The following is a 13,326-nucleotide window of genomic DNA, read 5'->3' as shown; positions in this document are numbered from 1 at the left end:
ATTGTCGACAATCTAACAAGAGGTCATCTTCGGATTCTTGGGGCCGCTGGCATATTGCCTCTTCGGTCTCAGGCGGCGCGGCCGTAGAAGCCGACGCGCTCCTCGGCGCTAAACATCACGCCGGGCTTCTCATAGTAGGAAAACACCGCGATCATGCGCTCTCGCTCGCCTTCGACGGTGGTGACGCGATGCGCGGTGTTCTTGCCGCGGAAGACATTGAGTGTGCCCGGTTTCATGCACAGGATCTTGGAATCGGGGTCGCGCCCTTCCAGCAGCCTTGCGACGCCGTCATAGTTGGGATTGTCGTCCGACCTCAGATCGGTGCGGTATTCGAGGTCGCCGCCACGCTCCGCTGCCTGCAACAACAGCGTCGTCGTGAATTCGGAACGATCGAAATGCCAGTTCAAAGCCTCGCCGGCGCGATAGGCCATGACGTTGGTACGGGCCAGGGGATCCTGCATGACATGCAATCTGGGCTTGCCCATCGTCGCTGCCAGGAAGCGCAGTAGCGGTTCGTATTCGTAGATGGCGAGCACGACACTGCCAGGAATCTGGTCGGCACAGACGGTGTGACTGATGGTCTCCACCTTGCGCAGCGCCGGATGGTCGGGTGCAAGCTCGGGAATGTCAGGCTTGAAGTAGATGTTGTGCATGCGCTTGTGCACATGCGAGCGCGCGGCCATCACCGGCTGGATTTCGCGCACGGCTTGTTCCGCCACGCCGGGGCGCAAAAACCCTTCCAGATTGAACATGCCGTCGGCTTCGAGCGCGGCGACGGATTGTTCGACAAGGCGCTGCCATTCGGCGCTGCCTTCGCGGTCGAGCGGATAGCGGTTGAGATCGAGGATGTCTTTCATCGTCACGGCTCCGAAGGTTGTGAGCTTATGAGACGGCAAAAAAATCTTTCTCTCAACGTCGAAAATAGTTAGGATTGGCCAAGAAAAACTTACGGACTTGATGTGGAACGGTTGCCGCCGCTGAATGCGATCAAGGCTTTCGAGGTTGCGGCGCGTGCCGGCAGCTTCACTTTGGCCGCCTCTGAACTCGGCGTATCGTCGGCGGCGGTCAGCCAGCAGATCCGCAATCTCGAAACCTGGTTCGGCAAGCAGTTGTTCGTGCGCAGCGGCAACCGCATCGCGCTCACCGATGCCGGCCACGCCATCTATCCGCAGACAGCGAAAGCTTTAGGAGACATCGCCGCCATAGGCCAGCGCATGCTGGAGGGCGGGGTGCGGACGCGTCTGGTCGTCAGCGTGCCGTTCTCGCTGGCCGAACTGTGGCTGGCGCCGAGGCTGGCGGTACTTCTCGATGCCTTCCCGCAGATGGCGATCGACGTTCGGGTCGAGGACGATCCGGTCGACCTGATGCGCCAGAACATCGACCTGCGCATCAGCTATGGCGATTATCACTATCCCGGGTTGAAACTTGTTCGTCTCGTCCATGACGACGTCCTGCCGGTCTGTGCTCCGGAATTCTGGCACCGGCACGGCAATGGCGATCCCAGTCTGGCGGATTTGCACGAGAGCCAGTTCATCCACACCAATTGGGGGCCGAACTATGCCTCGCACCCGACCTGGGCGGACTGGTTCGCGGCATCCGGCGGCAGTCGCTCGCCCGACCCGTCGCACGGGCGGCGCGTCGGCCTGTCCAGCCTTGCGATCGCCTCGGCAAGGCTCGGCCTGGGCATCGCGCTTGGCCAGCGGGTCATGGCGCGCGCCGATCTGGAGGCCGGTCGGCTGATTGCGCTCTCCTCCGTCTCGGTGCGCCTCGGGCATCCCTACTGTGCATTTATGCCGCCGGCCAAGGCCGACCGCGCCGATGTTGCCGGTCTGGTGGAACTGCTCAGTCGAGCGGCGCCCGCGACCTGTGGGAAGGTCGGGGCGCCGCGCTGAAGCCGGATCCTGACGGGGGTGTTCAGGTGGCCGGCTTTTCCGGTATCGGCGATACAGGCGCTCCGGGTCCGATCTTCTGGAGGTTGCCCGTGATCACCTGGTCGCCCTCGGCGACGCCGCTGAGGATGGCGACCTGATCGCCGCTCGTCGGTCCGAGCGAAACCAGCCGCTGGTCGACGGTGTTGCCCTTGCCGACGACATAGAGATATTTGCCGAGCTGGCTCGAGCCCAGCGCCGTCTGCGGCACCATCAGCGCGTCGGCCTGCTCTCTCACATGCAGCCGGACACGAACATATTGGCCGGGCAGCAGCGTGAACTTGCCGTTACCGATCGTTGCGCGCGCCGTGATCGTGCCGGTCGAGCGGTCGACCGAATTGTCGATGAAGGTAAGCTCGCCCTTTTGGCTGGCCTCGGTCTGGCCGGGGAGCAGCACCTCCACTTCGATCGGGCCGTTCGCACGGGCTTGCTCGATCTCGGCCAGATCCGTCTCGCTCGGGTTGAAGGTGACGTAGATCGGATCGAGTTGCACCAGCGTGTTCAGCACGGTGCCGGCAACGCTGACCAGCGTTCCGACCGAAGCCTGGTTGCGGCCGAGACGCCCGGCAAACGGCGCCCGGATTTCGGCATAGCCCAGATTGAGTTCGGCTGTGCGGACCGCCGCTTGGTTGACCGCCAGCGACGCCTGCGCTTCGCGCAAGGTGCTGGTGCGCTGGTCGAAGCCGTCCTTGGCGAGGTAGCCGCTCTTGGCGAGCTCGGTGCCGCGACCGAGATTGGACCGGGCATAGTCGAGCGTCGCCGTGTCGCGCTGCACTTGCGCCTTGGCCTGGTCGAGAGCCGCCTGGAAGTCGTCAGGCGAGATCTTGTAGAGAAGGTCGCCTTGCCGGACGTCGACGCCGTCGGCTGCGGTCTGCTCCTGCAGATAGCCCGGAATCCTGGCCTGCAAGGTAATGCTGCGGATCGGTTCCGTCCGCGCGGCATAGTCCAGGTAGATCGGGATCGTCTTCTTGACGACATTGACCACCGGCACAGGCATGACGAATGCCGCCGGAGCAGGCGTCGCCGCGGCCGTGCCGGCATTGAGGCTGAGATTGCCCATGTCGAGCAGATGAACGCTAGCCACCGAGATCGCTCCCAGCGCGACAGCCGTTCCCAACGCGATTTTCCATTTACGCATGATCAGTCTCCAATCTTATTCGGCCGCTTCCGCCAGGGGCGGGATAGCGTGCTCACTCGTTGGTTCATTGTCTTGAGAGGCGGGCTCGTCACTGCCGCGGCGTTCCCGCAGCTGTTCGATGACCGCGTAGAACACCGGCACGAACACCAGCGACAGGATGGTCGCCGCGACCATGCCGCCGAACACGGTGGTGCCGATCGACTGCCGGCTTGCCGCACCGGCGCCGGTCGCAAACATCAGCGGCAGCACGCCGAGGATGAAGGCGAAGGCCGTCATCAGGATCGGCCGCAGCCTGAGCCGTGCCGCCTCCATCGCCGCGTCGACGATGCTGAGGCCTTCCTCGCGCCGTCGCCTTGCGAACTCGACGATCAGGATCGCGTTCTTGGCCGCCAGGCCGATCAGCATGACGAAGCCGATCTGCGAGTAGACGTCGATCTGCATGCCGCGCAGCAACAAGGCCACGAAGGCGCCGAACAGGGCCAGTGGCACCGCCAACAGCACCATGAACGGCATCGCCCAGCTCTCATACTGCATCGCCAGGATCAGGAAGACGAAGACGATGGCGAGGCCGAAGACGACGGACGCGATCGATCCTGCCTTGAGCTCCTGGAAGGTGATGCCGGTCCATTCGAAACCGAAATCCCTTGGCAGCGCAATGGCGGCGGCCCGTTCCATCGCGGCAACCGCCTGGCCTGAGGAAAAGCCGGGTGCGGCACCGCCATTGATCGAGGCCGAGGCATTGTTGTTGTAATGCGGCACGGTCTCCGGGCCGACGAAGGGCACGAGTTTGCCCAGCGTCGAGAGCGGCACCATGCCGCCGGAGGCATTGCGCACATAGAGCCGCGAAATGTCGGCGGCACCCGCACGTGCATCCTTGTCGGCCTGGATGGTCACCCGGAAGGTGCGGCCGAACAGGTTGAAGTCGTTGACGTAGAGCGAGCCGAGATAGATCTGCAGCGTGTTGAAGACATCGGGCAGGTTGAGGCCGAGCAGTTTGGCCTTGCTGCGGTCGAGGTCGTAGTTGAACTGCGGCGTCGAGGTCGAGAACGGCGAGAACAGCTGCTGCGGGTTGATTTCCGGCTGCTTGCGCGCCTCGGCGATCACGGCTTGCGTCGCATCGTTGAGGGCTGAACTGCCGCGGCCGGTCAGATCCTCGACGACGAATTCGAAGCCGCCTGTGGTGCCGATACCCGGGATAGACGGCGGATCGAAGCTCAGCGCGAAAGCTTCCGGGATCTGCATCAGCTTGCCGCGCACATCGGCGACGAGCTTCGATGCGCTCTGGTCGGGGCCGCGCTCCTCCCAGGGCTTCAGGATGGCGAATTCGACCGCCGAATTCGACTGCGCCGCACTGGTCAGGAAGTTCAGGCCGCTGATCGAGCCGACTATCTCGACGCCGGGCGTCGCCTGCAGGATGTCGCGCGCCTTCTGCGCCACCGCGTCGGTGCGTTCCAGCGACGCGCCGTCGGGCAACTGGATGACGACGAAGAAATAGCCCTGGTCCTCGACCGGAAGGAAGGTCGAGGGCAGCCGCTGCCAGACGAAGTAGGTGGCGACCAGGCCGGCCGCGAACAGGCCGAGCATGATCCAGCGCAAGCGGATGAGAATGCGTACGCCATTGGCGTAGGCGTGCGATAGCCTGTCGAAGCCGGTGTTGAACCAGCGGAACGGGGCGAACTGCGTCTCGCCGCGATGGCGCAGGAAGGCCGCACTGAGCGCGGGACTGAGCGTCAATGAGTTGAAGGCGGAGATACCGACGGAGATCGCCACGGTCAGCGCGAACTGGTTGTAGAGCTTGCCGGAGACGCCGGGAATGAAGGCGACCGGCACGAACACCGCCATCAGCACCGCGGTGGTGGCGATGATCGGTCCGGTGACCTCGCGCATTGCGGCCTTGGTCGCCGCAAGCGGCTTGAGCCCGGCCTCCAGCTGTCGTTCGACATTCTCAACCACGACGATGGCGTCGTCGACGACGAGGCCGATCGCTAGCACCATGCCGAGCAGGGAGAGCATGTTGAGCGAGAAGCCGAGCATCTCCATGACGACCAGCGTCGCCACCAGCGACACCGGAATGGCGATGGTCGGGATGATCGTCGTGCGCCAGCTTTGCAGAAAGAGGAACACCACGGCGACGACCAGCACCAGCGCTTCGCCGAGCGTGATCAGCACGTCATGCATGGATGCCGAGACGAAGCGCGTCGTGTCGTAGTGCATCGCATAGGACACGCCCTTCGGGAAGCGGCCCGACAGCTCCTGCATCTTGTCCTTGACGCGCTGCTGCAGATCGAGTGCGTTGGAGCCGGGCATCTGGTAGACGGCAAGCACCACGGTCGGGTCCTTGCCGAAGAAGGCCGACGACGAATATTGCAGCGCGCCGAGCTCGATGCGGGCGACGTCGCGCAGCCTGACCAGCGAGCCGGTGTCGGTGTTGGCGCGCACGACGATGTCGCCGAATTCCTTTGGATCGCTCAACCGGCCGACGGCGTTGACCTGCATCTCGAAGGCGGTGCCAGCCGGGGCCGGCGATTGGCCAATCTTGCCGGCCGCCACCTGGACATTCTGCTCGGCGATGGCGTTCTGCACATCGACGGCGGTGATGCCGAGATTGGCGAGCTTGTCGGGATCGAGCCAGACGCGCATCGAATAGCGCCGCTCGCCGAAGATCTGCACATCGCCGACGCCGGGCAGGCGCTTCAGCGGATCGACCACCTGCAGATAGGCAAGATTGCTCAGCGCCACCGGATCGACCGAACTGTCGGGCGAAGTCAGGTTGACGATGAGGACGAAGTTCGGGTTTTGCTTCTTGATCGTCACGCCGCCCTGGTTGACGATCGCCGGCAGCGACGAGGCGGCCTGCGAGACGCGGTTCTGCACGTCGACGGCGGCGGTGCTCAGCGAATAGCCGACATCGAAGGTGATGGTGATGGTCGAGGAGCCGTCATTGGAGCTCGTCGACGACATGTAGGTCATGCCCTGCACGCCGTTGATCTGCTGCTCCAGCGGCGTCGTCACCGTATCGGCCACCACTTGTGCGCTGGCGCCTGGATAGTGGGCGCTGACCACGACCTGCGGCGGCGTGATGTCGGGAAACTGCGAGACGGGCAGCAGGAAATAACAAATCGACCCGGCGAGCACCATGATGATGGCGATCGCCGAGGCGAAGATCGGACGGTGGATGAAAAAGTTTACCACGAGACGCAAGCCTCCCCGGCTGCTCTTGCCCGCCCGAAGGCGCTGGCGACGCTGGACAGTCTTTGACCGCGCTTGTCACCGAGGTCGTCCCGCGAATGCAGCAACGGCACCTCGTTGCGCTGCGCATCGGCAAGCGAGCGCAGCATCGTCTCGAAGGCGCGCGGGTCGACGCCATCGGCTTTCATGACCAGCCGGATCATCGGATCCCGGACGGCCTCATCTATGGTAAGATCGCGGCGCTGTGGCATTGGCCGGCTCCTTGTCTGTCGATTCGCAGCCCATGTTCGCGAACCGTTTTTAATCTCTTCACCGGCCGAGGCCGCATGATTGGCAGTTTCTCGCCCCTCTCGTCTGGCAGGGCCGTTCACGGCCTTGTTATTGACGGTGGACGATATAGGTGTTACCAGTAAGTAACATTCTGGAAGTTACAGACCGGTAACACCCTAGTCAAGAGGTGGCCGAGGGTTTTTTGGAAACGAAAGGAGATCATGATGACAGACGGCATCGTGGAGCGCTCTCGTCCCCGGGATCGGATCCTGGAGACGGCACGCGACATGTTCCACAAGCATGGCATCAAGGGCGTCGGCGTCGACGCCATCACCGAAGCTGCCGGCACGAACAAGATGACGCTCTATCGTCACTTCGAATCCAAGGACGAACTGATCGTCGAATGCCTGCGCGCCAATGCGGCCAAGGCCGGCGCTATGTGGGATGCGTTCGATGCCGAATTTCCTGGTGACAAGCTTGCGCAGCTGCATGCCTGGGTTCGCAAGGCGGCTGCCATGCTCAATGCCGACGGGCGCGGCTGCGACATGGCCAACGCCGCCGCTGAACTGACCGAGCCGGACCATCCGGCCAGGCTGGTGATCAAGGAACTCAAGGAAGCCCAGCGCGAGCGCCTTGTGACGCTATGTCGGGACGCGGGCATCGGCCAGGCTGAACTGCTCGCCGATACGCTGTCGCTTCTGCTCGAGGGTGCGCGGGTCAGCGTGCAGACCGTGGGTTCGGAAGGTCCGAGCACGCAGTTCGTGCGCATGGCTGAAGGATTGATCGCTTCTTTCCGGGGCGCTGCCGCCGGTTGAGATCTGCCACGATTGTTGGCGGTTTACGGCTCTATGACGGAGGGCCGCTCACGCATTTACCCGGGCGGTATGGGACTTCCGACGGCTGAACGAAAAAAGCCCGCTGCCGGGAGGAGGTGGCAGCGGGCTCGATTTTCGAATGTGGCGCGGGAGGAGGTGCACCCCATTCAGCGTCGGCATCGCATCTGGGAGGAGTAGATGGCCGACAACCAGAACCTACGAGTTGCCCAACGATTCGGCAACAAAGAAACTTGCATAGCTGCTGTGCAGATTTGCCGTGCCAATTATCGTACAAATCCGGAAACCCGGTTTAGCCAAGCCATTTCGCATTACTGCACCGGGACGTTTTCCCTGAAGATCAAGCGCGGTTCGATGAACTTGCGCGTCAGATAGGGTGCCGAGGAGGCAATCGAGCCGAGCAGGCGAATGACCGACTGTTCCGCGATCAGCCTGGCATTCTGGTCGATGACGACATCGAGCAGGTCCTCGACGAGATGACCGCGCGTGTCCTTGGTCAAGTCGTGGCAGATGAACACCGGCTTGCGGTTCGGCCTAGCCTCGCGGATCGCCTTTGCAACGCCCGAATGTCCAGCTCCGACGCAATAGATGCCGAGCAGCTCCGGCTCGTCGTGCAGCGCCTTCATGGTCTCGGTGTAGCTGGCATCGGGCTCGTCGTTGACCTCGACGGCGCTGCTGACGGTCAGATTGGGAAACTCCTCACTGAGCACCGAGCGGAAACCCATTTCGCGTTCCTCGTGGCCGCGATAGGAACGTGAGCCGACGACCATCGCCAGATGACCGATGCGGCCGCCAAGGAAGCGTCCCATCAGCAGCGCCGCCGTTCGTCCCGCCACCCGGTTGTCGATGCCGACATAGGCCGCGCGCGGTGCCGCCGGAACATCGGACACCAGCGTCACCAGGCGCATGCCGGCATCGACGATGTCGCGCAGGATGTTGCGCGTACGCGGATGATCGACGGCGATGACACCGACGCCATTGGCCCTGAGCGAAAGGTTTTCGACAGCGCTCTGCAGCGCGTTCGGCGAGATACCGGCGAGGTTATGGATCCGGCACGAGGCAACAAGCGGCAGGCGCGCCGCGTAGTCCTCAATGTGCCCGGCGAGATCGCGCATGAAGGCATTGCTGCCGATCGGCAGCAGGAATTCAAGGTGGGCGGGCCGCGACGGTAGCGTCACCTGATCGGCGACCGGCAGATAGCCGACTTGCTTGGCCGCCTCCATGACGCGCTGGCGGTTGGCCGCACTCGCACCCGGCCGGTTGTTGAGCACCCGGTCGACCGTTGCGGTCGATAGCCCGCAGCTACGAGCGATATCGGAGACAGTGGCTTTCATGCCGTAACCCACAGCCCGCAGTTGCATGCGGTATCCGAGACTGTGGCTTTCATGCTGCAATCCTGTTCGCCATGCGATGGCGCGTCAGACAAGCGATGCGATCTGACGTGACGGGTGATTGCTGCCTATCACCATTCTCAGTGCGATGGCTTGCCATCGGCGATGGCATCGCGGATCTCCTTGTCCGACATGCCGGTGATGATCCGTTCGACCTCCGCCACGCTGGTCTTCTTGGGGTCTATGTCGTCAGCAACCACCTTGCCCCGGCGCATGACCACGATGCGGTCGACCACCTGGAAGACATGGTGGATGTTGTGGGCGATGAAAATGCAGGAATGGCCGGAATCGCGGGCGCTGCGCACGAAGCTCAGCACACCCTGTGTTTCGGCGACGCCGAGATTGTTGGTCGGCTCGTCGAGAATGATCAGGTCGCTGTCGAAATGCATGGCGCGCGCGATCGCCACCGCCTGGCGCTCGCCGCCGGAGAGCGAGCCGATCGGCGTCGTCGGCGGGATGTTCTTCGAGATGCCGACCTGCTTGAGCAAGTCGCGGGCAACCGTGTTCATCGCGTCCTGGTCCATCCGGTTGAGAAAGCGCGGCGGCTTGATCGGCTCGCGGCCGAGGAACAGATTGCGGGCGATCGACAATTGCGTGACCAGCGCCGAGTCTTGGTAGATGGTCTCGATGCCGTGGGCGATGGCGTCGCTGGTGCTGCGCAGGCTTACCTTCTTGCCGCGGATGAAGATATCGCCGCTGGTCAGCGGAACGGCACCCGAGAGCACCTTGATCAGCGTCGACTTGCCGGCGCCATTGTCGCCGAGCAAGCCGACGATCTCCCGTTCATTGACGTGGAAATTGGCATCCTCCAGCGCCTGCACGCGGCCGTAGGACTTGCGGATGTTCATCATGCGGATCAGTGGCTCGGCCATGGTTCAAGTCCCTGCCTGATGCCGGCGTTCCAGCCATGAATGCAGCGCCATCATGCCAAGGATGATAGCGCCGATGAAGATGTTGTAGGCAAGGCCGGGCACGCCGATCAGCACGATGCCGTTGCGCATCACGCGCAGTATCAGGATGCCGAGCACGGTGCCGATGATCGTGCCGCGCCCGCCGGTCAGCGCGGTTCCGCCGATCACCACCATGGCGATGACTTCCAGTTCATAGCCGGTGCCGCTGTTGGGATTGGCCGCCGAGGTGCGCAGCGACGAGATGACGCCGGCAAGCGAAGCCATGACCGACGACAGCACGAACAGGCCGATCTTGACGCCGCTGACATTGACGCCGCGCGCCCTTGCAGCACTCGGGTTGCCGCCGGCCGCCTGGATCCAGTTGCCGGTGCGGCTTTGCGTCAGCACATAGCCGAGCGCGATCGCCGCGGCGATGAACCAGAACAGCGACATGTAGATGCGGAACGGTCCGATGAAGAAATCGCCGACCAGCGCTTCGGCCAGCCAGCTGCCCTCCGCACTCCAGGTGCGCTGCGGAAAACCGTCGGTGACGAAAAGGGCGGTGCCGCGCACCACCAGCAGCATGCCGAGCGTCACCAGGAAGGATGGGATCTTGAGCTGCGTCACGAACCAGCCATTGACCAGCCCGATGAAGGCGGCGACCAGCAGCGCGGCGACAAAGCCGAGCTCAAGGGAGGTCAGGCCGCTGTTGAACAGGGTCCACATCAAGACCGGCGAGAAGCCGAACAGGGAACCGACCGAGAGGTCGAACTCGCCCGACGTCATCAACAGCGTCATCGCCAGCGCGATCAGGCCGAGCTCGACCGTGAAGGCCAGCGTGTTGGAGATGTTCTGCGGCGACAGGAAGTCGTGGTTGAAACTCCAGAAAACGGCGATCTCGACGACGAGCAGCACGAAAGGGCCGAATTCCGGCCGTGCGATCAGGCGTTGGACGAGCGAATGATTTTCCACAGGCAATCCGCGACGTGAGTGGAAGGCTGAGCGTTGCACATCGCGTGCAAAGGGCTCGGCGAAATGGAGAGCCAGTCGCGACCGTTGGGCGGCCGCGACTGTTGAGATTGGATGTTACTTGCCGGACAGGATGTCGTCGTAGATCTGCGCGGTGTCCTTTTCGTAGAGCGCGCCGGTGATGACGTTGAAGCCCGGAGGAATGCCGCCGGCGGCCATATTGGCCAGCGAAAGCGCGACATAGCTGGTCGCCTGCGGGTCCTGCCACTGGCCGGCATTGACATAGCCGTTCAGCACTTCCTGGGTGGTGTCGAGCGAGTTGCCCCAGCCGACAACCGGGATTTCGCCCGGCTTGATGCCGACCTGGTCGAACACCCGCTTGATCGAGCCGGTGACAAGATCGCCTAGGCCGATGATCGCCTTGACCTTGGCCTTGTTGGCAGTGAGGTAGTCGACCATGCGGTTGATCACTTCAGCCTGGTCGAGCGTCGCTTCGGTGATTTCATAGGTGATGCCGAGCGGCTCGAAGACGCTCTTGATGCCTTCTTCTTCCTGCACGCCATAGGTGGCACCGGGGATTTCGACCGGCATCCAGACGAAGTCGCCTTTCTTCACCAGGCCCTTGTCGACCAGGTATTGCGCCCAATGCTTGCCGAAGGTGACATTGTCGCCGCCGACATAGGCGTTGAAGTCGGCTTTAGGGTCGGGCGTGTTGAAATTGATGATCGGCACTTTCGCCGCACGCGCTTCCTTGACGATCTCGATCAGGCTGCCCGGATCGGGGCTCGTCGTGACGATACCATCGGCCTTGGCGGAGAGGGCGGCGCGAACCGCTTCTTGCTGTGAGGCCACGTCGCCGTTATGGAACGAGGTGTTGACCGTGTTGCCGGTGTCCTTGGCCCACTGCTTGGCGCCGGCCAGGAAGTAGGTCCAGACCGGATCGGCCGGACCGCCATGCGAAATCCAATAGAACGTCTTGGCCTGTGCCGCTGCTGGTATCACCATCAGCGCCACCAACAGGCCGTATAGAACAAGTCTTAGCCGTGTCAGCATTTGATTTCCTCCCGTTTGTAGATGGTCAGTTCAAAATCCGTCCCTTGTTCAGCGTCTTTTTGCCAGCGCCGGTTGAATGCGTCAGAGCATCCCCTTTTTCGACGGATGGCAAGCCTCCATCTGCCAAGCCTCCATCTGCAGGTGTAGTGGGCGCCTGACGGGTCGTCATCAGCGGTCCCATCAGATTGCATCAGTTGAGGTGATTTTCCGACTGTCGGATAATTGATGTGATTGTTTCGGGTCGCGCGAGCGCGGCCTGCGTCGACAAGGGTCAGGCCGGCGATCATCCTACGCCCACGGGACCAGGTCCGTAGCGCCCTGGCAGGGCGTCGACGATACCAGTTGCTAGATCAGATCGGCTCTGGCTAGCTCCCGCATCAGATGGCTGGCGCCATAGGTCCAGTGCGGGCAGTCGGGCGAGAGCCGCACCCGGTTGACCAGCGCACCGAATTTCTCCGACGAGATGGTGACGATGTCGCCGACCTTGTGGGTAAACCCCTTGCCCTTCTCGCCTCGATCCTTGGACGGAACGAACATGGTGCCGAGATAAAGCGCCAGCCCGTCCGGATACTGGTGGTGCGGCCCCATGGCCGCGGCGACCAGTTCCTCCGGCGAGCGGCTGATCTCGGCCATCGAGCTTGCGCCCTCCAACGAGAACCCGTCCTCGCCCTCGACTTTCAGGCGCACGACGGCGCGCTTGACGTCATCGATGGAGAATTTGTCGTCGAACAGGCGGATGAAGGGGCCGAGCGAGGCCGAGGCATTGTTGTCCTTGGCCTTGCCGAGCAGCAGCGCCGAACGCCCTTCGACGTCGCGCAGATTGACGTCGTTGCCGATGGTGGCGCCGACGATCCTGCCGCTGGAGGCGGCGATCATGGCGATCTCGGGTTCTGGATTGTTCCAGGTCGACACCGGGTGCAGCCCGACATCGGCGCCGAAGCCAACCGAGGCCATCGGCTGGCACTTGGTGAAGATCTCGGCATCGGGGCCGATGCCCACTTCCAGATATTGCGACCAGGCGCCGCGCGAAATCAGCTTGGCCTTGATCTCCGTGGCTTCGGGCGAACCGGGCTTCAGCTTCGAAAGATCGTGGCCGATCAGTCCGGCAATGTCGGCGCGGATGGCATCGGCTTTTTCAGCCGAACCGCGCGCCTGTTCCTCGATCACCCGTTCCAGCAGGCTGACGACGAAGGTGACGCCCGATGCCTTGACCGCCTGCAGGTCGACCGGTGAGAGCAGGTAGGGTTTTGCTGGATCGCGCCCGGTCTCAAAACTGTTGGCGGCGATGTCATCGAGCGATCCGATCGGTCTGCCCTCGGCCGAGCGGACATGCCCAGCGGGGTCAGCCATCTCGCAAAGGTCTCGCATGGTTGGTGCCGCACGCGAGGTGATGTCGAAGACCGTGCCATCGCGCACCGTGACGACCAGCGGGTATGCGGCATCGCTCCCTCTGGCGCGTCCGACAAAAAGGCCCTCGGTGGGCAGGTGGGTCGGGTTCGTCATAGCGCTCTGTCCTCTGAGTGATCGACAATGTGGCGAAGTGATCGTCAATGTGGGCTGGCCGGATCGGCGCGGCACTTTCACCGGATTCCCGTCAAAGGTCTATCCCGTCGCAGGCGATCGGAACTCTGGGTCTCCGATCGCCTCGGCGGCAGTCCACAGACG

At 63.0% G+C, this 13,326-nt stretch carries 11 protein-coding genes; 2 read left to right on the top strand and 9 right to left on the bottom strand.

Annotated elements, in window-relative coordinates; genetic code table 11:
• Positions 1-68: 68 nt before the first annotated feature.
• Positions 69-857: a 2OG-Fe(II) oxygenase gene (locus EOA13_RS07590; protein ID WP_127291008.1), complete on the bottom strand. Its 789-nt coding sequence runs from the start codon at positions 855-857 to the stop codon at positions 69-71.
• Between the two features lie 102 nt (positions 858-959).
• Here EOA13_RS07590 and EOA13_RS07585 point away from each other — a divergent pair, with 102 nt between their 5' ends.
• A complete protein-coding gene (locus EOA13_RS07585; RefSeq protein ID WP_127291006.1) occupies positions 960-1,892 on the top strand; it encodes a LysR substrate-binding domain-containing protein in 933 nt (310 codons plus the stop codon).
• Positions 1,893-1,914: 22 nt separating this feature from the next.
• Here the strand turns inward: EOA13_RS07585 and EOA13_RS07580 are convergent, their stop codons facing one another.
• Genes EOA13_RS07580 through EOA13_RS07570 form a run of 3 tightly spaced genes read right to left on the bottom strand, consistent with a single transcriptional unit; the run spans position 1,915 to position 6,506 of the window.
• Positions 1,915-3,066, bottom strand: a complete 1,152-nt coding sequence (locus tag EOA13_RS07580; RefSeq protein WP_127291004.1) for an efflux RND transporter periplasmic adaptor subunit — start codon at positions 3,064-3,066, stop codon at positions 1,915-1,917.
• A 15-nt stretch (positions 3,067-3,081) separates the two neighbouring features.
• The gene (locus tag EOA13_RS07575; protein WP_127291002.1) at positions 3,082-6,258 is read right to left on the bottom strand and encodes a multidrug efflux RND transporter permease subunit; all 3,177 of its coding nucleotides are present in this window, start codon (positions 6,256-6,258) and stop codon (positions 3,082-3,084) included.
• Positions 6,252-6,506, bottom strand: coding sequence for a hypothetical protein (locus EOA13_RS07570; protein ID WP_023808708.1), 255 nt, complete (start codon positions 6,504-6,506; stop codon positions 6,252-6,254). Before EOA13_RS07570 ends, EOA13_RS07575 begins: the two co-directional genes overlap by 7 nt.
• Before the next feature lie 243 nt (positions 6,507-6,749).
• Here EOA13_RS07570 and EOA13_RS07565 point away from each other — a divergent pair, with 243 nt between their 5' ends.
• Positions 6,750-7,340: a TetR/AcrR family transcriptional regulator gene (locus EOA13_RS07565; protein WP_023808707.1), complete on the top strand. Its 591-nt coding sequence runs from the start codon at positions 6,750-6,752 to the stop codon at positions 7,338-7,340.
• 329 nt (positions 7,341-7,669) lie between these two features.
• Here EOA13_RS07565 and EOA13_RS07555 read toward each other — a convergent pair whose 3' ends face one another.
• The 5 genes from EOA13_RS07555 to EOA13_RS07535 form a co-directional block, all read right to left on the bottom strand.
• Entirely contained in the window at positions 7,670-8,692 is a 1,023-nt protein-coding gene (locus EOA13_RS07555) for a LacI family DNA-binding transcriptional regulator (protein WP_127291293.1), read from the bottom strand.
• Positions 8,693-8,829: 137 nt separating this feature from the next.
• On the bottom strand, positions 8,830-9,621 hold the full coding sequence (locus EOA13_RS07550; protein ID WP_127291000.1) for an ATP-binding cassette domain-containing protein: 792 nt from the start codon (positions 9,619-9,621) through the stop codon (positions 8,830-8,832).
• Positions 9,622-9,624: 3 nt separating this feature from the next.
• Positions 9,625-10,611, bottom strand: coding sequence for an ABC transporter permease (locus tag EOA13_RS07545; protein WP_127290998.1), 987 nt, complete (start codon positions 10,609-10,611; stop codon positions 9,625-9,627).
• 114 nt (positions 10,612-10,725) lie between these two features.
• Entirely contained in the window at positions 10,726-11,661 is a 936-nt protein-coding gene (locus tag EOA13_RS07540) for a substrate-binding domain-containing protein (protein WP_023808703.1), read from the bottom strand.
• A gap of 345 nt (positions 11,662-12,006) precedes the next feature.
• Positions 12,007-13,164 carry a fumarylacetoacetate hydrolase family protein gene (locus EOA13_RS07535; protein ID WP_127290996.1) on the bottom strand — a complete coding sequence of 386 codons (1,158 nt, stop codon included), beginning with the start codon at positions 13,162-13,164 and terminating at the stop codon, positions 12,007-12,009.
• Between the last annotated feature and the right edge of the window lie 162 nt (positions 13,165-13,326).

This window comes from Mesorhizobium sp. M7A.F.Ca.US.011.01.1.1 (genome assembly GCF_003998295.1).
In the GTDB taxonomy this organism is placed as follows: domain Bacteria; phylum Pseudomonadota; class Alphaproteobacteria; order Rhizobiales; family Rhizobiaceae; genus Mesorhizobium.
The sequence above is the reverse complement of the archived record's forward strand: the minus strand, read 5'-3'. Positions and strand labels throughout refer to the sequence as shown.